Genomic DNA, 20212 nt, shown 5'->3' on the forward strand with positions numbered 1-20212 from the left:
TCAGGCGGCCTGCCCGGCCCGCGCATGCAGCGCCGGGATCAGGTCGGCCACCGACTCGATGATCATGTCGGCGCCGGCCGCCGTCAGCCGGGCCGCGGAGTCGGCGACGCGCCGCGCCCGTTCGGCGGGATCAAGGGCGGCGAAGGCTTCTTGCGAAAGACCCATGCCGTTGCCGGAGGCCGCGACGCCGACGGTGAAGCAGCCCGCGGCCCGTCCTTCGGCCACGCCGACCTCGGCGTCGTCCACCTTGACCACGCGGGACATCGGCCAGACCCCGAGGTCGATGCAGGCCTTGTAGACCATCAGCGGCGAGGGCCGCCCCTGAAGAGTCTCGCCCGAGCAGGTGACGTGGTCGGGGCGATATCCTTGCGCTTCGGCCCGGGCGAGCACGGCCTGCATCATCTCGCGGGTGTAGCCGGTGGAGGAGGCGATCTTCAGCCCGGCCGCGCGCAGCGCCGCCGCCGTTTCCGCGGCCCCCGGGATCAGCACCGCGCAGTCCTCGGCGGCCTTCAGCATCGGCGCCTGCAAGGCCGCCATGACGGCTTCGGCCGCATCTTCGCCGGGCGCCGACCCGTGGGTCCCGCGCCATGCGGCGGCGACGTCGGGCGCCTGGAGCATGTTTCGGACGTGATCCTTCTTCGCAAGGCCCATGTCGGCCCGGGCCTGCGCCTCGGTCACGGTCACGCCCAGCGCGCCGAAGGCCTCGACCAGGGCGATCACCGGCGCGCGGCTGCCGAAGTCGACCATGGTCCCGGCCCAGTCGAAGATCACCAGATCGAAGGCGGCGGCGAGCGGAGTCATTCGGGGATATTCCTTCCATAGAGGTCGGCCACCACCTCCTCGCCCAGGGCGAAGCCGGTGGAGGCGCCGTTGCCGCTGGTGACCACCACCAGCCGCTGGTTGTCGGCCAGCCGCTCGACCAGGACGTGGCGGTCGGCGGCCTTGGCGTAGGCGCCCGTCCAGCGCTCGATCACCGGCGGCGCGGCGCAGCCGGTGGCGGCGGCGAACTCGTCCAGGATCAGCCGGTCGATCGCCTCGCTGCCGAAGGGGTCGGGCGTGGCGGCTTCGTGGTGGCTGTCGCCGACCACCAGCGAACCGTCGGCGTTCTGCACGGCGATCAGGTGGACGCCGTGGCGGAGGTGCCCCGACTGCTCGGTCTCCAGGCGCCGGCGCAGGGCCGCGGCCTCCGGAAGGTCGGCGTATCCGGCGTAGCGCACGAGCCCGAGGTCGGACATCAGCGGGGCGGGCGCGCGGAAGCCCGGATCGGCCAGGCGCATCATCTGCAACTTGGAGCGGACCACGCCCGCCGCGGCGAAGCGGTCGGGATAGAGGGTGACGAGATCGTCGCCCGGGCAGACGATCGCCGCCTCCGTCTCGATGACCCCGCGAGAGGTGACGACGCGCTCGCCCTCCACCGCCAGGACCGCCGTCTCGCGCAGGAAGGTCACGCCGTGGCGCGTCTTCATCCAGGCGGCGAGCCGCGGGATGGCCGTGCGAGAATCCACCCGCAGGTCGTGCGGGCTCCAGAGCACCCCCTCGCAGTCCGGAGGCGTCAGCCACGCGCCGCGATCGACGGCCTCGGCGCGGGTCAGCAGGGCGCAGCCGTCCCCCATCTCCGTGCCCATGAAGGCTTCGAGCACCGCTCGGGCCTCGGGTCGGCGCACGGTCATCCACAGCCCGCGCTGCAGGATGGTGACGCCCGCCTCGGCCGCCAGGCGTTTCCAGACGTCGCGCGTGCGGCGCGCCCGGTTCCAGACCTCGCCGCGAGCCTGGCCGGTGACGGTGATGAAGCCGAAGTTGCGCACCGAGGCGCCGTTGGCCTGGGCGTCGCGGTCGACGACGGCGACCCGTTTGCCCAGCCGCGCCGCCGCCAGGGCGCAGGAGAGCCCGACGACGCCGGTGCCCACCACCACGAGATCGACCTTGGGAAGCGTCATGGCGGTTCAGTAGGCTCGAACCGCGAGCGCGGCCGCCTCGCCGCGGCAGGCGGCGGGGTCGGGCGAGGCGGCGGCGGCGCGCGCCTTCGGCAATTCGGCGCGGGCGGCCTCCAGGTCCTGGCGGAACGCCGGCTGGGCGTGCAGGGCCGCCGTCGCCGCCGCGCCGGCCATCCAGCCGGCCTGCACCGCGCTCAGGCTGTGCGAGCCGCAGACGAGCCGGCTTTCGCCGAAGGCCCGGCCGCGGGCCAGGATGTCGGTCGCCCGATCGGGCGCCAGCTCGGCGAGGATGAGCGCCTCCATCCAGCCGCCGGCGGCATGGCCGGAGGGATAGTCGGGATTGGCGGCCAGGTGCGCCGTCTTGGCCTGGCAGATCTTGGCCGTCCCCGAAAGGTAGGGGCGCGGCGTGCGATAGAATTGCTTGGCCGGGTCGACCACGCCGCTGGCGCTCGCCCTGTCGAGCAGGCGGGCGGTCATGGGGGCGAGATCGCGCGTCAGCTTCGCGCCCAGGGCGCAGGCGAAGTGGTCGAAGGCGTCGGTTTCGACATCCGAGGTCGCCAGCGCCCAGCGCGCGCCGCCGTCGGCCTTGCGCGTGGCCTCGAAGATCGCGGCGTCCGCCGCCGCCTGGGGCCCGCCGGGCGCGGGCGGGGGCGGCAGGACGCGGACGCCGTCCGGCGTCGCCTCGGGCGTCAGATAGGCGTCGGACGGATCGGAAACGGTTTCGACGACCGCGCCGCCGCAGCGGCCGGCCGCCTTGGCCGCGAGGTCGCACCTGGCGGGGGCCGTCGAGGCGGCAAGCGGGACACCCATCCCCGCCAGCAAGGTCAGCGCCGCAAAACCGCTTTTCACCCACGTCTCCCGTCATCCGCCCGTTACGCATCTGGTCTAGACCATGCATTTGTAACGGGGGCGTGTCAGATGACCGGCGATCTCAGACCTTGGCTGCAGCGAGCCAACCCGATCCTCTTCATGACGGTCGCAGGCCTGGCGGGCTTCTGCGCCTACTTCTCGATGTACGCCTTCCGCAAGCCGTTCAGCGCGGCGACCTTCGACCATGTGGACGGCTGGACCTTCGCGCTCGACTTCAAGATCGCCCTCGTCCTGGCCCAGGTGGCCGGATACGCGCTTTCCAAGCTGATCGGCATCAGGGTGATCGCCGAGATGTCGCCGGCCCGCCGGGGCGTGACCATCCTTGGCCTCATCGGCGCCGCATGGCTCGCCCTGATCCTCTTCCCACTGATCCCGGCGCCGTGGAACGTCGCCATGCTGTTCCTGAACGGCCTGCCGCTCGGCATGATCTGGGGACTGGTGTTCAGCTACATGGAGGGGCGGCGGACCTCCGAGGTGCTGGGCGCGATCCTCTGCGCCAGCTTCATCCTTTCCTCCGGCGTGGTGAAATCGGTCGGCAAGTGGCTGATGGAGAGCGCGCAGGTCTCGCCCTTCTGGATGCCCGCGGCCACCGGCACGATCTTCCTGCCCTTGCTGCTGGTCTCCGTCTGGCTGCTCGGCCAGTTGCCGCCGCCGGACCACCGCGACGAGGCCGAGCGCACGCCGCGCAAGCCGATGGGCCGGAGCGAGCGGGCGGCCTTCCTGGCCGTCTACGGCCTCGGCGTCGCCCTGCTGGTCGGCTCCTACGTCCTGCTGACGGCCTTCCGCGACTTCCGGGACAACTTCGCCGCGGAGATCTGGACGGCGCTGGGCTTTGGCGAGGCCTCGGCGGTCTTCACCGCCAGCGAGGCGCCGGCGGCCGTGGCCGCCCTCGTGGTCATGGCCGGGCTCATGGCCGTAAAGGACAACCTCAAGGGCCTGATCGCCATCCACCTGGTGATCCTGGCGGGCTTCGCGCTCCTGGGCGCTTCGACCTTCGCGTTCCAGGCCCACATGCTCTCGCCGCTCGCCTGGATGATCCTGTCGGGGGCGGGCCTCTACATGGCCTACACGCCGTTCAACGCCATGCTGTTCGACCGCATGATCGCCTATGGCGGCCGACCGGGAAACGCCGGCTTCCTGATCTACATCTCGGACACGTCGGGCTACCTCGGCAGCGCGTCCTTGCTGGTCTATCGCAACTTCTTCGCCGCCGACCTGGACTGGCTGCAGTTCTTCATCGCCAGCGCCTACGTCACCTGCGTCGTGGGGATCGTCCTGGTCGGCCTGGCGGTCGCCTTCTTCCTCCTGCGCGCGCCTTCGCCCTCAGCGCGGCCGGCAGGGTTGGCGGCGGCCCGTGGAGACAAGTCCGCGTTCGATTGACAGCAGCGCCATTTCCGTTTGGCGACCTTGCTCTCGCAGGGCGCTAGGCGGTCGGCAGAAACCGATGATCGCAAGGTTCGCCAGAGCCGCCGGGAAGCCGGTTACCGGATGCGCTCGTAGCGGTAGGGGTCGGCCTCGCCGGGCTTGAACTGGCCGATCAGGTCGTATTGGCCGTCGCCGTCGACGTCGAGCAGGGCCTCGTCGAAATTGCCGTCGCGGCCGTGGTCGATGATCGCGCCGTCGATCTTGCCGTCGCCGTCGTGGTCGAACAGGTAGGTGATCGGATCGCTCTTGCGGGCCGGCTCGATGACCACGAAGTCGCCCTCGCCGTCGCAATCGACGTCGACCAGATAGCCCATCCCCTTGGGATCGGTCGTCGGCCATTCCTCCAGGGCCGCGGCCTCGCAGGACTTCGAGGCGAGGTTCTTGCGCACGGCCGTGGCGCGCGCGGCGGTCCGGTCGGCCTTGAGCGCCAGGAAGGCGCGCACGTCGTCGGCCGAGACCGCGAAGTTCAGGCCCTCGCCGTCGCTCTTGAAGCTGTTGATGCCGATGATCTCCAGGTTGTCGTCCAGCAGCGGGCCGCCGGAATTGCCGGGATTGATCGGCGTCTGGGTCTGCACGACCGTGGCCTTGTGGGCGAGGCCCATCTCCGTCCTCCAGGCGTAGTCCTTGCGGACCTGGCTGACGATGCCGCGGGTGTAGGTCCAGGCCTGGCCGGTGGGGTGGCCGATGGCGTGGACGTCGGAGCCCACCTGCACCGGGCCGGACGCGGCGAGCTTCAGCGGCTGGACCCCGGCCGGGATCTCGGAGACCTGGAGCAGGGCCAGGTCGGCGACCTCGTCGCGACGGATCACCTTGGCGCGGCGGAGGTCGGCCTTGCCGAACGCCGCGCCCTCGGTCGCGGGCTTGAAGACCACGCCCACCTCGTCGGCGTCGCCGACCACGTGCAGGTTGGTGACGATCTTGCCGTCGGCGCTGATCAGCGCGCCCGACCCGAACGCGTCGCGGGTGACGACCAGCACCACCGAGGGCGAGGCGGCCTGGTAGACCTCGGCGTCCTTGGCGCCGCGGGTGACCTGGCGGCTCTCGGCGCCGACGCCGTCGAGGATGGTCGAATAGCGGGCTGCAGCCGCGCCGGGCAGCCCCGCGGCCGGAAGCTTCTTCTGCGAGGGAACGGCGTCGGCGCCCGGCGCGGGCATGGCGCCGCCCGCTTGCCCTACCGCTGATTGCGCGAACACATAGGATGGTGAAGCTAGAAGCAACACCGCCGCACAGACCTGGAGCCGCCGCATGGCGCCTTTTCCCCCGATGACTTCGCCCAGGCGGAGCCTAGCGGCGTGCGGCGCGCTCGCAAGCTTCATATTGCTGAGCTCGCAACCGGCAGTCGCAGCAGGCCCGGCGCCGTCGCCCTGGGGCCTTTATTTCCAGGGCAAGGGCCAGACCGCGCGCGAGCTGCTGGAGCGGCGGCTGGGCGGCGAGGAGCTGGATCCCGCGGCGCGGCGAGAGGCGATGGCGACGCTGCTGGAGATCTGCATCCACAGCCGGGCGCGCGACTGCATCCTGGAGCAGGTTCCCAAGTACGTCGCCCTGCCCGCGCCGCCGGCGGCGAACGAGCTGATGCGGCGCGAGGACGTCCGGCGCACCGGCTATTTCCTGGACTACGGCAAGTTCACCTACGGCGCGGCGCCGGTCACGGCGGGGATCCTGGCCGGCGACCTCTGGCGGCAGGAGAACGCCGCCAACGCCGGCCTCTATCTGCGTCGCCAGTTGCTGGCCTCCAACATCCAGCTCGAGCAAGGGGACCACGCCGCGGCGGGGACGAGCCTCGACAAGATCCTGTCCCTGGTCGCGTCGCTGAAGACCCCGCAGGACGATGCGTTCCTGGTCGCCTGGGCGCTGTCGGACGTCATCGACAGCCTGAGGGTCCTGGGGCAGAGCGACCGCGCCTATGGCGTCTACCGGGCCAGCGGGCGGTTCATCGCCGCCTCCCTGCCGCCGCTGAGCGTCGACGCCATGACCTACCGGCTGGTCGAGGCCGAGCTGCTGCTGGAGCAGGGCCAGTTCGCGCAGGCCGTGGCCGTGCTGGACGCGGCCGCCGCCACCGCGCGGGCCATCGAACTGGACGAGGCCAGCCGCGCCTATATGATCGCCCAGGCGATGACCCGCAAGGCGGCCGCCTGCGCCAGCCTGCTGCGGCTGGATTGCGCCCGGGACGCCATCGACGCTCATCCCTACGGCAAGCTCTACGCCCGCGCGGGCCGGACGCCGGCGGATTTCGAGGAGACCGCCTACCTGGCGGCGCGCGCGCTGACGGCGGCGATCGAGCAGCGGCCCGATCCCGTCGCCGCCAAGGCGTTGGCGGAGGCGGCCCCCTACGAGGCGGCGGCAGGAGCGAACGCCGAGCCGGCCGCGATCTACCGCACCGCCGGACGCGCCCTGGCCCTGCCGCCCGGCGCCGAACGGCAGGCGGGCCTGGCGCAGACCGGGCGGCTGATCGTGGCGGCGGCCAAGCGGGCGCCGTCCCTGGGCGTCGGCATGTCGCGCCGGCCCGCCGCCCTCGAGCAGATCCTGATCTCCTTCGCCCTCAGCCAGGCCGACGCCGCCGGCGCCGAGGCCGACGAGACGAATTTCGCGCTGTTCCAGATGGCGGGCAGGATCCAGGCGAACGTCGACGCCGACGCCCTGACCGCGCTGTCGCAGGCCAAGGACGCGCTGCAGCGCCGTTCGATCCACCAGGGCCTGCGGCTGCGGGCGCGGCGGGACGCGTTCGAGCGGGGCGAGCTCGCCAAGCTGGCGACCCGCCCGCCGACGCCCGGCGCCCAGGCGCTGCTGACCCACGACGTCGCCACCCGCGGCGTGCTGCGCGACTTCGCCGTGCGGCTGGGCGAGATCGACGGCGAGCTGGGCCCGGCGACGTCCGGGTCCGACCTGATCGAGCTGAAGCGCTTCCAGGCGGCGCTGCGCCCCGGAGAGGCGGCGCTGAGCGTGGCCATGGTTCCCGGCGGCATGGCCTATATGTGCGTGCGGCGCGACAGGGTCGAGCGCCTGGTCGCGCCGGCGGATTGGCGGCAGGCGACGCTGGACATCAAGATCCTGCAGGCGGCGCTGACCGCCGGCCACGCCCCGTCCGACGCCCTGGACGCCCAGTTTCCGGCGGCGGCCGCCGTGCGGATGCACGGGCTGCTGATCGCGCCCTTCGACGGCTGCGTGCAGGAGGGCGACCACCTGCTGTGGCTGGCGAACGCCTCGATCACCCCGCTGCCGCTGTCGGTGCTGCTGCCGCAGGCGCCGCCGAAGCTGGGCGAGGGCTACGACCTGGCCAGGGCCGACTGGCTCGTCCGCCGGCACGCGGTCAGCTACGCCGGGTCGCCCAGCGCGATCCTGGCCGCGCGCTCGGGGGCGCTGGCCCCGGCCTCGGACTTCGACTTCCTGGGCGTCGGCGATCCGGTGCTGAGCGGCGCCACCGACCAGGGCGAGGATCGCGCCAGGATGCTGCTGCAAGGCGCGCGGAGCGCCGGGCTGGCGGCCCTGGCGCCGTTGCCGGAGACGAAGGACGAACTCGAACGCTCGGCGAAGGGGTTCGCCACGACCAAGCTGCTGGTCCAGAGCGCGGCGACCGAGCGCGGGGTGCGCGGCCAGTTGCTGGGCTCCTACCGATACCTCTCGTTCGCGACCCATGGCCTGATCCGCGACGAGCTGGAGGGGCTGTCCGAACCGGCGCTGGCCCTGACGCCGGTGTCCTCGTCCGACCCGCTCGACGACGGGCTGCTGACCGCCTCGGAGATCGCCGACCTGAACCTGGGCGCGCGGTTCGTGGCGCTCTCGGCCTGCAATACGGCCAATTACGACGTCGCCCAGATGGCCGGCGAACTGCCGGCCCTGGCCTCGGCGTTCGCGGTGGCGGGCGTGCCCTCGACGCTCGGCTCGCTGTGGGCGGTGGATTCCGAGACCACCAAGGAGGTGGTGGCGACGACCTTCGCGACCCTGCGCTCGGAGCACGGCGAGAGCCCGGCCCTGGCGCTGGCCGGGGCGCAGCGGGCCTTCCTGGCCGCGCCGCCGTCGCGGGCCTACCTGCACCCGCGGTTCTGGGCGCCGCTGATCGTACTGGGCGACGGCGCCCGCCCGCCGCCGCCGGCCCCCAGCTCCGGCGTGGTCACGGTCGAGCCGGTGACCACCGAGCCCGGCGAGGTGATCGCCTTGCGCCGGTCGGGCGGCGAGGTGCTGACGAGGTTCTCGGACGCCGGCGCCCAGCCTGTTTCCGGCGTGGCGATGAGCGGCCGCTGGCGACGCGAAACCCGCATGGCCGCGCCGACCCGACTGCTGGTCGAGCAGGAGTCGAGCATCATCGTCGGCGGCGGGGAGAAGGGCGCGGACGGGCGTCTGGCGCCGGTCCTGGAGACGTTGGACAAGGCGAGCGGCGCGGTGCGCGCGATCTGGCGCGGCGAGGCCGCCGAGGGCATGGATTCGCTGGTCGCCGCGGGCGTGGCGCTGGGACCCGCCCGGGTGCTGGTCGCGCTCGCCGACAGCGCCGCCCGGACGCGAGGCGCCGGCCAGGCGGCCGCGGACGGGCTGCGCGTCATGCAGATCGACGCTGGGCAGGCGCCGCGCCTGCTGTTCACGGTGGTCCCGCCCCAGCCTGTGGCGATCGAAGACGCAACCCTGACGCCCATGGGCGATCGCCTGCTGGTCACCTACACCGTGCGTCATCCCGCGTCCCCGCGCCGGCCGCTGGGCGAGGACGACTATGAACTGGCGCCCTGCATGGGGGTTCCGATCACCTGGACGGAGCTGCGGGAGATCCGCACGGGCGCACTGATCTCTTCACGGCAGTTGACCGGATGGACGGCGCCGACGGCGCTGGCGCACGACGGGCGCGTGCTGCTGGGCGGCGGCTTCATGGAAAGCTGCGAGGCGGAGTTGAAGGCCGGCGTGATCGCGCTGGACGACGCGCTGCGCTCGACCATGATCTATCGCGACGAGAGCCTGGGCTGGTCGGAGGTGCGCGCCCTGGGCGCGATGGACGGCGGGGCCCTGATCGCGGCGGCGAAGCTGAGCCAAGTGGACTATCGGCCGGAGCCCGCGGACCGGCGCGACCCTTACGCGCCCGGCGACATGCGGACCCACGTCGGCGGAATGCTGGTGCGGCTCGAGGCCGACGGTTCGCTGTCGGCGCCGAAGCTGCTGGATTCCGGATCGAACATCTACCTGTCCGCGGCCGACGCCAGCCGGCCCGGAGAGGCGCTGTTGGGCGGATCGCTGGGCGGCGCGGCGGTCGTCTTCCGGCTGACGACCGCCGGCGAGCCCTGACGGATCAGGACTTCTTGCCCTTGGCCTTGGGCGGCGGCTCGGCCGAGGTGACGAGGCTGGAGATCTGGCACTTCGAACCGTCGACCAGCACCTGGCCGAAGCGGTCGAGGGTGTTGGTCCCGCGGGTCACGAAGCCGACCTTCACCGCATGGTTGAGGCCGATGCAGGGGCCGAACAGCTCGGCGCGGTACCATTCGCCGCGCTGGCCCTCGATCCACAGCGCGTTGTCGCCGTCGGCGCGGAAGTTGCGGATGCCGGTGGTGTTGGCGAACGGGATCCTGGCCTCGACGCCCAGCGGACGCTCGGCCGGCGCGGGATTGGCGAAGGCGGCCGCTCCGGCCAGCAACACGGCGCCGCCAGCCAGCGCGGCTATCAACGTCTTCATGTCATGGCCCTTTCTCTTCGGGCGTTCCTGTAGGGGCTCGCATCCTGCAAGCGCGGCTTTGAACTGGCCTTGAGAGGGCCGTTCATCTGGCGTTCATGTCGCCGCTCAGCACTCGACGATGTTCACGGCCAGGCCGCCCAGCGAGGTCTCCTTGTAGATCTCGCTCATGTCCTCGCCGGTGCGCTTCATGGTGGCGATCACCTTGTCGAGCGAGACGGTGTGCTGGCCGTCGCCCAGCAGCGCCAGGCGCGAGGCGTCGATGGCCTTCACCGCGCCCATGGCGTTGCGCTCGATGCAGGGGATCTGCACCAGGCCGCCGATCGGATCGCAGGTGAGGCCGAGATTGTGCTCCATGGCGATCTCGGCGGCGTTCTCGACCTGGGCGTTGGTCCCGCCGAGCGCCGCGGTCAGGCCGGCCGCCGCCATCGAGCAGGCGACGCCCACCTCGCCCTGGCAGCCGACCTCGGCCCCCGAGATCGAGGCGTTGCGCTTGTAGAGCGCGCCGATCGCCGCGGCGGTGAGCAGGAACGTCCGCCGCCCTTCGGCGCCGCCGCGGTGGAAGCGGTCGTAATAGCGCAGCACGGCCGGCAGCAGCCCCGCCGCGCCGTTGGTGGGCGCAGTGACCACGCGGCCGCCCGAGGCGTTCTCCTCGTTCACCGCCAGGGCCCAGAGATTGACCCAGTCGAGCGCCGCCAGCGGATCGGAGATGTTGCGCTCGACCTTGCTCATCAGGTCGGTGTGGATCTGGCGCGCGCGGCGGCGGACCTTGAGCCCGCCGGGCAGGCAGCCCTCCTGGCGCAGGCCGCGCTCGATGCAGGCCTCCATGGCCGCGAAGATCGTGTCGAGGCCGGCGTTGACCTCGCCTGGGCTGCGCACGGCGGTCTCGTTGGCGAACATCAGCTCGGCGATGGTGAGGCCCGCCCGGCCGGCCTGCTCCAGCAGCTCGGCGCCGGACGTGTAGGGATAGGGCTCGGCGACGGCCCGCGCCGGCGCGGCGCCCGCGGCCATTTCCGCCTCGTCGAGGACGAAGCCGCCGCCGACCGAGAAGTAGCGCGTCTCGTCCAGCAGGGTCTCGCCGGCGTAGGCGCGGAAGGCCAGGGCGTTGGGGTGCTGGGGCGCCCGCGTGCGCCCCTCCCAGAGGATGTCGCGCGCCGCGTCGAAGTCGACTTCCGGCCCCTCGGCGCCCAGCTTCAGGCGCTTCGTCGCGCCGATCGTCTGGAGCGCTGAGTCGGCGGCGTCGGGGTCGATGCTGGCCGGCAGGAACCCCGCCAGGCCGAGGATCACCGCGCGGTCGGTGGCGTGGCCGCGGCCGGTCAGCGCCAGGGAGGCGTAGAGCACCGCCTCCACCCGCGTCGTCCTGGCGAGCAACCCCTGCTCGGCCAGCCGTTGCAGGAAGCGACCGCCGGCGGTCATCGGGCCCATGGTGTGCGAGCTGGACGGCCCCACCCCCAACTTGAACAAATCGAACGCGCTGGCCATGGCTTGTTGGTACGTCATTGCGCGATTTCCGCCAAGTCGGGGCAAGGCCGTTCGCGCCGCAAGCTGTGAGGTGACGCCCTCCTTGCGGTTGGCTAGGCATGGAGCATGAGTGAGCCCCTGAGTATCCGCCTCGCCGGGCGCGAGGACATTCCCGCCCTTCGCGCCGTGATGGCGCGGGCGATCAGCCAGTTGCTGCCGGCCTTCCTGCCGCCGAACGAGGTCGCGGCCTCGCAGGAGATCATGGGCCTGGACACCCAGTTGATCGAGGACGGCACCTACTATGTGGTCGAATGCGGCGGGGCGATCGCCGGCTGCGGCGGCTGGAGCCGGCGCGCGACCCTGTTCGGCGGCGATCATTCGGCCGGGCGCGACGCGGCGCTGGTGGATCCGGCGACCGAGCCGGCGCGGGTGCGGGCCATGTACACCGACCCGGCCTTCACCCGCCGGGGCGTCGGGCGGCTGATCCTGGCGACCTGTGAGGACCGGGCCAGGGCCGAGGGGTTCAGCCGCTGCGAGATGGCCGCCACCCTGGCCGGCGAGCCGCTCTATGCGGCCTGCGGCTATGAACGCATCATGCCGTTCGAGGCCGAGACCTCGAACGGCGTGCGCGTGCCCCTGGTGCGGATGGGCAAGGCCGTCTGAAGAAAAGCTGGGCGGCCCAGAGGGCTCTTCCTCCCCCATCGGGATGGGAGAGGAAGAGGAGAGGCCCCCTAGAACGTCGCCGCGACGCGGACGAAGTAATAGCCGCCCTGCCAGTCCGCCAGGGTGTCGGAGCGATAGATCCGGCCGTTGGTGCCCGACTCCCCGGTCTTGTCCGGGTCCGGGAACTTGTCGAACACGTTGCGCGCGCCGACCGTCAGCCTGTGCTGCTCGGTGACCTGCCAGCTCGCCTCGACGTCGAACTGCACGATCGGATCCCACTTCTGCACCACCGGGATGGCGACGCTGTACTGGTTCTTGTACGGCCCCCAGATGTTGGCCCGGCCCATCAGGGTGAAGGGACCGACCTCGTGGGTGGCGGTCAGCACGCTGCGCCACTTCGGATTGGCGTTCTCGAAGTCGAACACCGCCTCGCCGTCGAAGAAGGCCGGGACCGTGTCGATCTTGTACTTGTTGTAGTTGAAGCTGCCCATCAGCCGGGTCGTCTGGCCGTTGTCCCAGCCGATGTTGTAGGTCGCCACGACGTCGACCCCGGTGGTGGTCGAGTCGAAGGCGTTCTGGAAGAACTGCACCTGGCCGATGGTGTCGGCGCCGGGCACGCCCGCCGCGATCAGTTGAGCCCGGATCGCCGGCGTCACCACGATCGGGGTGACGGCGTAGAACTGGTCCTCGAGCTTGATCTGGTAGAGGTCGACGGTGACGTTCAGGCGGTCGAACAGCGTGGCGGTGAGGCCCAGCGAGACGTTGAACGACTTCTCCGGACCCAGCTCCTTGGCGCCCAGGAACTGCGACACCGCATTCGTCGCCGGGAACAGGCCCGAGGCGACGGTGGCCCCGTTCTCGATCCGGGTGGAGACGTTGGTGGTGAAGAGCTGGCCCGGCGTCGGCGCGCGGAAGCCGGTGCCGAACGAACCGCGGATGCCGAGGTCCTCGGTCAGCTCGTAGCGGGCCGCCACCTTGTAGTCGAAGGTGTCGCCGAAGTCGGAGAAGTTCTCCGCCCGGAACGCGACGGTGGCGAACAGGGCCTCGGTGATGTCGGCCGAGGCTTCGACATAGGCCGCGTAGCTTTCGCGGCTGAGATCGCCCGAATAGGCGGGCGTGTTGCCGGGGAAGCCGTTCGAACCCACCGGCAGGGTCGTATAGACCGGGTCCGAAGCGCTGGCGCAGTTGATGCCGGCGTTCTGGGGCGCGGTCGGGCGCAGGGTGCGCTGGGAGACGACCGCCTCGTTGGTGCAGAAGTCGAACGGGTCGGGCGTGGCGAACGGCCCGGCGACGTAGGACGGCAGGTCCCCCGGAACGATCTCATAGCCTTCGTTGCGGTATTCGACCCCGAAGGCGACCACGGCCGGGGTCGCGAACGGCCCGCCGATCTCATAGGCGAAGTCGGCGTTGAAGGCGTATTCCGACGAGATCAGGTCGCCGTCATAGAACTGGTCGGGCGAGCTTGGCCCCATCGACGGGTTGAAGGTGTCGGTGAGGTGGTAGGAGATCTTGTTGCGGCCGTAGCGGGCCGACAGGTCGTAGGAGAACTTGTCGGTGAAGTCGCCCTTGTAGCCGCCGGTCAGGCTGTAGTCGGTGACCTGGCCGAAGAACTGCGGCGTGAAGCCGCCCGGCCAGATCGAGTTGAACGCGAAGGTCGAGCCGTCCTGCAGGCGCACCACGTCGTCGACGATGCTGCCGGTCGAGCCGACGCCCACCGGCGGACGATAGTTGAAGTCCTGCTTGGCGTCGGAGTTCGAGTAGTTGGCGAAGGCGTAGAGCTTGGAGCCGTTGCCGAACTCGTAGCCGGAGTTGATGAAGCCGCGGAAGGCCTCGATCTCGGGCTGGCCCCACTTCTGCACCACCGGCCGCTTCACCACCGCGGCGAAGGCCGGGTTGCTGGCCGCATAGGTGTCGACGCAGAAGCCGGGCGCGAGGTTGGGGATGCCGACGTTGCAGAACTGCTCGCCGCGCGAGGTCGGCTGGGCCGTCACGTACTCGGCCGAGATGCTGACGAAGCCGGAGTCCAGCAGCGGCAGGCCGATATTGCCGGAGACCACGACCTCCTCGCCGTCCTTCTCGTAGTACTGCCCGGCCGACACGTTGAGGGAGCCGCCGCTGGAATTGTCCTTCAGCAGGAAGTTGATCACCCCGGCGATGGCGTCTGAGCCGTACTGGGCGCCGGCGCCGTCACGCAGGACCTCGACGCTCTTCAGGGCGGAGGCCGGGACGGTCGCGGCGTCCGGCGGCTGGCTGCCGTCGCCGCCGATGGTGACCAGGGCCGCGCGGTGGCGGCGCTTGGAGTTCACCAGCAGCAGGGTCTTGTCGCTGGACAGGCCGCGCAGGGTCGCCGGCCGGATGAAGGTGGCGCCGTCCGAGATCGGCTGCCGCGCCAGGGTGAAGGACGGCACCAGCGTCTTCAGGACGTCGTTGGTGTCGGTATAGGAAGCCGATTTGATGTCGTCGGCCGACAGCACGTCGATCGGCACCGGCGAATCCTGGACCGTGCGCGGCAGAGCCCGCGCCCCGGTGACCACCACCTCGTCGATGGTCGCCGACGACGAGGTCTGCGCCGCCGCCAGCCCGGTCGAAAACAGAGTCGCGAGAGAGACGCCCGCGAGCAGTCCGATACGCATCTTAGTTCTCATGATTATTGCCCCCACAGCACTGGCGGCCGACATCGACCGCCATCGTCACAGGCCCCATCCTCGCTTTTGGAGTTCAGGGACCCGGATCGGTCGGGCGGGCACGGGCGCTGGAGCCCCCATGCGACGCCATGATTTCGGAAAGTCTGGTCGCGGCAGCCGGCGCCACGCGCCCCGGCTCGTCTGGATCGACACCTGTTACGCTAAGCAGACACATCTCAGACACTCTCCGCGACGGTGAGATGCCCGGTTCCCGCTTGTTTCCTCGAACGCGCTTTTTCTTTTTGAACTCAAGAATTACTGGCGTCGTCAGGGCCGTTCTGGCCGCTGCGACTTTCGAAGGCTCGGCGCGGCAGGTTTAGACTGTCAATGAGGGCCAGTTGTCGAAACCGCGAATGCATCGCTTGCTGCACGACAATCGGTCAGCGCGCCGTCAAAATTCAATCAACACCTGGGCGATAGGGTTATCACCGGATTCGAACGCCGTTCCGGGTGCGGAATATTCAGGCCCATGGCGCCGCCGGATTGATCAGGCGGGCGACGACCGGGGCCTGGACCACCGAGCGAACTTGAACCGCCGCGAGCGGGGGCCGGTCATGACCGCCTTGGTGGTTGATCGGGGAATTTTAGTGATGGGGATCAGTCGGCGGTTGTTTCTTCACCGTCTGGGCGCGACCGGGGGATACGGCGCGACCTATTCGGCGATGCGGACCTTGGGCCTGATGGGGGCGGTGGCCTCGGCGGCGACGCCGGCCATGGCCGCGGACGCCGGACGCGGCAAGCGGGTGGTCATTCTGGGCGGCGGCGTGGCCGGCCTGGTGGCGGCCTATGAACTGGAGCGGGCCGGCTATGCGGTGACGCTGCTGGAGGCGCGCGAGCGGCTGGGCGGGCGCAACTGGACGCTGCGCGACGGCGACAAGGTGGAGATGGTGGGCGAGGAGACGCAGACCGTGCGCTTCTCCGAGGGCCTCTACATGAACGCCGGGCCGGCGCGCATTCCCAGCCATCACCAGGGCCTGCTCTCCTACTGCAACAAGCTGGGCGTGCCGCTGGAGGTCGAGATCAACTCCAGCCGCAGCGCCTATCTGTGGGACGAAAGCGGCAAGAAGCTGCAGATGCGCCAGGGGGTGAACGACACCCGCGGCTACATCTCCGAGCTGCTGGCCAAGGCGGTGAACAAGGGCGCCCTCGACCAGGACCTCTCCCTGGAGGACAAGGAAAAGCTGCTGCCGTTCCTGAAGGCCTATGGCGATCTCGGCGACGACATGGCCTTCAAGGGCACCGAGCGCTCGGGCCTGCTGCAGGCGCCCGGCGCGGCGGACCAGTTCGCCAAGGCCCGCGATCCGGCGGCGTTCCGCGACCTGATCGGTCACCCGCAGATCGGCGCGACCCTGTTCGAGGACAACATCAACATGCAGGCGACGATGTTCCAGCCGGTCGGCGGCATGGACCAGATCATCGCCGGCTTCGAGCGGGCGATCCGCAGCCCGGTGATCAAGAACGCCGAGGTCACCCAGATCCGGGCCGACGGCAAGGGCGTGAAGATCACCTATCGCGACCGCGTCAGCGGCAAGAGCCAGGCGGTCGAAGGCGACTATACGATCATCACCCTGCCGCTGGCCCTCCTGGCCAAGATCGACAACAACTTCGGCAAGGACGTGAAGGCGGCCATCGCCGCGGTGCCCAACGACTTCTCCAACAAGATCGGCTTCGACGCGCCGCGCTTCTGGGAGAAGGAGCAGATCTATGGCGGCATCTCGTTCGTCGGCGGCGAGACCAGCCTAGTCTGGTATCCGTCCAACGGCCTGCATACCGAGCGCGGCATGCTGCTGGCCTGCTACGGCTCCGGCGGCCGCGCGGAGGGGTTCGCCAAGCGCCCGCTGGCCGAGCAGATCGCCATGGCCCGCAGCGTGGTCGGCAAGCTGCACCCCGGCCACGAGGCGGACCTGACCAACCCGGTCGTGGTCAACTGGAGCAAGATCCCCTTCAACATGGGGCCCTGGCCGCGGTGGGGCGAACGCGGCGGCATGCAGGAAGGCCACTTCGATTCGGCCGAGTACCGGCTGCTGAACCAGCCGCACGGGCGTGTGCATTTCTCGGGCGCCCACCTCAGCCAGACGCCCGGTTGGCAGGAAGGCGCGGTCTACTCGGCGCAACGCACGATCGCAGCTATCAACGAACAGGTGAAAGACCGGGCATTGGTGGAATCGCGCGCGGCGGCTTGATCCGCGCCGATATTGCCTGCCCAATAGCCCAGCTCAGTCATAGGAATTGAAATTCATGCGAAAATTCATCCTGCCCGCCGCCCTGCTGGCGCTGGCCGCGGCCACGCCTGCGGCGGCCCAGGTCAAGCGGATCGGCGCGCCGACCTCGCCGATCCTGCAGGCCGCCGTCGTGCCCGCGGGCACGGACATCATGTACGTCAGCGGCATCACGCCGCCGGTGCTGAACGCCGGGGCGCCGGCCGGCACGCCGCCGGAGTTCGGCGACACCAAGACCCAGACCATCGGCGTGCTCAAGCGCATCGAGGACATCCTGAAGGCCGAGGGCCTGACCCACGGCGACGTGTTCATGATGCGGGTGCTGCTGGTCGGCGACCCGGCCAAGGGCGGCAAGATGGACTTCGCCGGCATGATGGAGGGCTACAATCAGTTCTACGGAACCGAGGCCCAGCCCAACAAGACCGCCCGCATCACCAGCCAGGTCGCCGCCCTGGTGGCGCCCGGCATGATGGTCGAGATCGAGGTCCAGGCCGCCAAGCCGAAGCCCTGACGCGCAGGGTCGGCCGGGCCGCGCCTGGTCGACCCACGCTTCGCGCGCCCTATCCAGCCTGGGCCGCGGTTGGTACGACCGGACTTCCAGATGGGACCGGACGCGCAGACGTCCGGCTCATCGTTCATGCGCCGGCGAGGAAACCGTGACCGACACCCTGGGCCCCCTGCACTCATTCCAGCCCCCCGTCACGCCGGCCCTGGTCGTGCGGCGCGCGACGCTGGAGGCGAACCTGGCGGCCATGCAGGCCGCCTGCGCCGCGGCGAGCGTCGCGCTGCGGGCCCACGGCAAGATGCACAAGTGCACGACGCTGGGGCTCCGCCAGGTCGAGCTGGGCGCGGTCGGCCTCTGCTGCCAGACGGTCGGCGAGGCGCAGGCCTATGCGGCCGCCGGCGTGCGCGACCTGCTGATCACCTCGCCGCCGGCGCCGTGGGGGGCCGAGAAGATCGCCGCCATCGCCAGGTCGGGCGTCGACATCGCCGTCGTCGCCGACGACGCCGGCCAGATCGCGCGGCTGGGCGCGGCGGCGCAAGGCGCCGGAACCACCATCGGCCTGGTGGTCGACATCGACCTGGGCACCCACCGCACCGGCGTTCCGCCCGAGCAGGTCGCCGCCCTCGCCCGCCTGGCCAGCCAGACGCCGGGCCTGCGCTATCGCGGGATCCAGGCCTATCTCGGCCACCTGCAGCACCTGGCCGACCTGGAGGCGCGGCGCGGCGCCTGCCAGGTGACGCGCCAGCGGCTGAGCGCCCTGGTCGGCGAGCTGACCCAGGCCGGGCTGAAGCCGCAGATCGTCACCGGCGGCGGCACCGGCACCTATGTCGAGGACCTGGCCAGCGGCGTGTTCAACGAGATTCAGGCCGGCTCCTACGTGTTCATGGACGTGGAGTACGAAGACTGCGGCGCCATCGACGGCCAGGCCTGGCCGTTCCGCCAGGCGCTGTTCATCGCCACCAGCGTGGTCTCGGCCCGCCACAAGACCCACGTGGTCTGCGACAGCGGGCTGAAGGCGCACTCGGTCGATGGCCCGCCGGCCCGGGTGGCGGCCGGGGCGCCGCAGGGCGCGCGCTGGCGGCCGATGGGCGACGAGCACGCGGCGATCTTCCACCCGGCGATGATGGGGGTGGTCAAGGCGGCCGGCGCCGACTTCGCGGCCGGGATCAGCGCCGCCGACGAGGACGCCGCCATCCCCTGGCCGGCCGACGCGCCCAAGGTCGGCGACGTGGTCTGGCTGCAGCCGGGCCACATCGACCCGACCATCAACCTCTATGACGCGCTGATCGTGGTGGACGAGGATGGCTCTTCCGAAACCTGGCCGGTGGACGCGCGGCGCAGTTCACGCTGACGCCTCGCCCAGGTGTCATCCCGGTTTGCGAAGCAAGACCGGGACCCATGAACACCAGATGGATCAGGATCCGGCCCGGGCGCACGCCATTCCCGCTACGACGGCGCGAATGGGTCCCGGTCTTCGGCTGCGCCGAAACCGGGACGACAGTTTGTGGGTGCTTGCTTTGCCGCGCCCGCTGCCGTTTGGTGCGCCCGACTCGAAACCTGCCCATGAGGACGCCATGAAGACCCGCGCCGCCGTCGCCTTCGAAGCCAAGAAGCCGCTGGAGATCGTCGAGGTCGACCTGGAAGGTCCCAAGGCGTTCGAGGTGCTGGTCGAGATCAAGGCCACCGGCATCTGCCACACCGACGCCTACACCCTGGACGGGTTGGACAGCGAGGGCATCTTCCCCTCGATCCTGGGCCACGAGGGCGCGGGCGTGGTGGTCGAGGTCGGCCCCGGCGTCACCAGCGTGAAGCCCGGCGACCATGTGATCCCGCTCTACACGCCCGAATGCCGCCAGTGCAAAAGCTGCCTGAGCCGCAAGACCAACCTCTGCACCGCGATCCGCGGCACGCAGGGCAAGGGCCAGATGCCCGACGGCACCAGCCGGTTCTCCTACAAGGGCCAGGCGATCGCCCACTACATGGGCTGCTCGACCTTCTCGAACTACACCGTGCTGCCCGAGATCGCGGTGGCCAAGATCCGGCCCGACGCGCCGTTCGACAAGGCCTGCTACATCGGCTGCGGCGTCACCACCGGGGTCGGGGCGGTGGTCAATACGGCGGGCGTCGAGCCGGGCTCCAACTGCATCGTCTTCGGCCTCGGCGGCATCGGCCTCAACGTGATCCAGGGCCTGAAGATGGTGGGCGCGGACATGATCGTCGGCGTCGACATCAACCCGGACCGCCAGGCGTGGGGCGCCAAGTTCGGCATGACCCACTTCGTCAACCCGAACGACATCGGCGGCGCCGACATCGTCGCTCACCTGGTCGCCCTGACCGACGGCGGCGCGGACTACACCTTCGACTGCACCGGCAACACCAATGTCATGCGCCAGGCGCTGGAGGCCTGCCATCGCGGCTGGGGCGAGAGCGTGATCATCGGCGTGGCCGAGGCCGGCAAGGAGATCGCCACCCGCCCGTTCCAGTTGGTCACCGGCCGCGTCTGGAAGGGCTCGGCCTTCGGCGGCGCCCGCGGCCGCACCGACGTGCCGAAGATCGTCGACTGGTACATGGACGGGAAGATCCAGATCGACCCGATGATCACCCATGTCATGCCGCTGGAAGACATCAACAAGGCCTTCGACCTGATGCACGCGGGCGAGAGCATCAGAAGCGTGGTGGTGTTCTAGAACGCTGGCGGGGCGCGCGCACTCCTGCTCGCCACGCCGCCGCTGGAGATAGCGACCTATGCCTGTACGCAATACGATCGCGCCGGCGCCCCGATGACGACTCACGTCATGCCATGTCTT

General features: G+C 70.5%; 14 protein-coding genes. 7 read left to right on the forward strand and 7 right to left on the reverse strand.

What is annotated here, in order from left to right; genetic code table 11:
* The 3 genes from phnX to RTL41_RS01135 are packed head-to-tail and all read right to left on the reverse strand — an operon-like array spanning position 1 to position 2783.
* On the reverse strand, positions 1-801 hold the full coding sequence (gene phnX / locus RTL41_RS01125) for a phosphonoacetaldehyde hydrolase (protein WP_312160473.1): 801 nt from the start codon (positions 799-801) through the stop codon (positions 1-3).
* Complete coding sequence (locus RTL41_RS01130; RefSeq protein WP_312160475.1) at positions 798-1937, reverse strand: TIGR03364 family FAD-dependent oxidoreductase; 1140 nt, start codon at positions 1935-1937, stop codon at positions 798-800. The genes phnX and RTL41_RS01130 overlap by 4 nt, the downstream gene beginning before the upstream one ends.
* A gap of 6 nt (positions 1938-1943) precedes the next feature.
* On the reverse strand, positions 1944-2783 hold the full coding sequence (locus RTL41_RS01135) for a phosphatase PAP2 family protein (RefSeq protein WP_312160477.1): 840 nt from the start codon (positions 2781-2783) through the stop codon (positions 1944-1946).
* Between the two features lie 69 nt (positions 2784-2852).
* Here RTL41_RS01135 and RTL41_RS01140 point away from each other — a divergent pair, with 69 nt between their 5' ends.
* Positions 2853-4184, forward strand: coding sequence for a DUF5690 family protein (locus RTL41_RS01140; protein WP_312160479.1), 1332 nt, complete (start codon positions 2853-2855; stop codon positions 4182-4184).
* Positions 4185-4285: 101 nt separating this feature from the next.
* Here the strand turns inward: RTL41_RS01140 and RTL41_RS01145 are convergent, their stop codons facing one another.
* Positions 4286-5383 (reverse strand): trypsin-like peptidase domain-containing protein, encoded by a 1098-nt coding sequence (locus RTL41_RS01145; protein ID WP_312160481.1) that lies wholly within the window; start codon positions 5381-5383, stop codon positions 4286-4288.
* Between the two features lie 163 nt (positions 5384-5546).
* Between RTL41_RS01145 and RTL41_RS01150 the strand changes: the two genes are divergently transcribed.
* Complete coding sequence (locus RTL41_RS01150; protein WP_312160483.1) at positions 5547-9491, forward strand: CHAT domain-containing protein; 3945 nt, start codon at positions 5547-5549, stop codon at positions 9489-9491.
* Positions 9492-9495: 4 nt separating this feature from the next.
* Here RTL41_RS01150 and RTL41_RS01155 read toward each other — a convergent pair whose 3' ends face one another.
* The gene (locus RTL41_RS01155; protein WP_312160485.1) at positions 9496-9876 is read right to left on the reverse strand and encodes a DUF6491 family protein; all 381 of its coding nucleotides are present in this window, start codon (positions 9874-9876) and stop codon (positions 9496-9498) included.
* A gap of 105 nt (positions 9877-9981) precedes the next feature.
* A complete protein-coding gene (locus RTL41_RS01160) occupies positions 9982-11373 on the reverse strand; it encodes an L-serine ammonia-lyase (RefSeq protein ID WP_312160487.1) in 1392 nt (463 codons plus the stop codon).
* An 87-nt stretch (positions 11374-11460) separates the two neighbouring features.
* Between RTL41_RS01160 and RTL41_RS01165 the strand changes: the two genes are divergently transcribed.
* Positions 11461-11997 carry a GNAT family N-acetyltransferase gene (locus RTL41_RS01165; RefSeq protein ID WP_312160489.1) on the forward strand — a complete coding sequence of 179 codons (537 nt, stop codon included), beginning with the start codon at positions 11461-11463 and terminating at the stop codon, positions 11995-11997.
* Positions 11998-12065: 68 nt separating this feature from the next.
* On the opposite strand, the gene RTL41_RS01170 is transcribed toward RTL41_RS01165, so the two are convergent.
* Positions 12066-14630, reverse strand: a complete 2565-nt coding sequence (locus tag RTL41_RS01170; protein WP_312160490.1) for a TonB-dependent receptor domain-containing protein — start codon at positions 14628-14630, stop codon at positions 12066-12068.
* A gap of 659 nt (positions 14631-15289) precedes the next feature.
* On the opposite strand from RTL41_RS01170, the gene RTL41_RS01175 reads away from it, so the two are divergent.
* The 4 genes from RTL41_RS01175 (at position 15290) to RTL41_RS01190 (ending at position 20092) form a co-directional block, all read left to right on the forward strand.
* Positions 15290-16864 carry an FAD-dependent oxidoreductase gene (locus RTL41_RS01175; protein ID WP_312160492.1) on the forward strand — a complete coding sequence of 525 codons (1575 nt, stop codon included), beginning with the start codon at positions 15290-15292 and terminating at the stop codon, positions 16862-16864.
* A 55-nt stretch (positions 16865-16919) separates the two neighbouring features.
* Positions 16920-17411, forward strand: coding sequence for a RidA family protein (locus tag RTL41_RS01180; protein WP_312160494.1), 492 nt, complete (start codon positions 16920-16922; stop codon positions 17409-17411).
* Between the two features lie 145 nt (positions 17412-17556).
* Positions 17557-18756 carry an alanine racemase gene (locus RTL41_RS01185; protein ID WP_312160495.1) on the forward strand — a complete coding sequence of 400 codons (1200 nt, stop codon included), beginning with the start codon at positions 17557-17559 and terminating at the stop codon, positions 18754-18756.
* A 223-nt stretch (positions 18757-18979) separates the two neighbouring features.
* Positions 18980-20092, forward strand: coding sequence for an S-(hydroxymethyl)glutathione dehydrogenase/class III alcohol dehydrogenase (locus tag RTL41_RS01190; RefSeq protein WP_312160497.1), 1113 nt, complete (start codon positions 18980-18982; stop codon positions 20090-20092).
* The last annotated feature ends 120 nt before the right edge of the window (positions 20093-20212 follow it).

The sequence above is a fragment of the Phenylobacterium sp. genome (assembly GCF_031984885.1).
In the GTDB taxonomy this organism is placed as follows: domain Bacteria; phylum Pseudomonadota; class Alphaproteobacteria; order Caulobacterales; family Caulobacteraceae; genus Phenylobacterium.

What these genes read in the sequence shown, in the direction of transcription:
- phnX (WP_312160473.1), bottom strand. Translation starts at nt 801, where the DNA reads ATGACTCCGCTCGCCGCCGCCTTCGATCTGGTGATCTTCGACTGGGCC.
- RTL41_RS01130 (WP_312160475.1), bottom strand. Translation starts at nt 1,937, where the DNA reads ATGACGCTTCCCAAGGTCGATCTCGTGGTGGTGGGCACCGGCGTCGTC.
- RTL41_RS01140 (WP_312160479.1), top strand. Translation starts at nt 2,853, where the DNA reads ATGACCGGCGATCTCAGACCTTGGCTGCAGCGAGCCAACCCGATCCTC.
- RTL41_RS01145 (WP_312160481.1), bottom strand. Translation starts at nt 5,383, where the DNA reads ATGCCCGCGCCGGGCGCCGACGCCGTTCCCTCGCAGAAGAAGCTTCCG.
- RTL41_RS01155 (WP_312160485.1), bottom strand. Translation starts at nt 9,876, where the DNA reads ATGAAGACGTTGATAGCCGCGCTGGCTGGCGGCGCCGTGTTGCTGGCC.
- RTL41_RS01160 (WP_312160487.1), bottom strand. Translation starts at nt 11,373, where the DNA reads ATGACGTACCAACAAGCCATGGCCAGCGCGTTCGATTTGTTCAAGTTG.
- RTL41_RS01165 (WP_312160489.1), top strand. Translation starts at nt 11,461, where the DNA reads ATGAGTGAGCCCCTGAGTATCCGCCTCGCCGGGCGCGAGGACATTCCC.
- RTL41_RS01170 (WP_312160490.1), bottom strand. Translation starts at nt 14,630, where the DNA reads ATGCGTATCGGACTGCTCGCGGGCGTCTCTCTCGCGACTCTGTTTTCG.
- RTL41_RS01180 (WP_312160494.1), top strand. Translation starts at nt 16,920, where the DNA reads ATGCGAAAATTCATCCTGCCCGCCGCCCTGCTGGCGCTGGCCGCGGCC.
- RTL41_RS01190 (WP_312160497.1), top strand. Translation starts at nt 18,980, where the DNA reads ATGAAGACCCGCGCCGCCGTCGCCTTCGAAGCCAAGAAGCCGCTGGAG.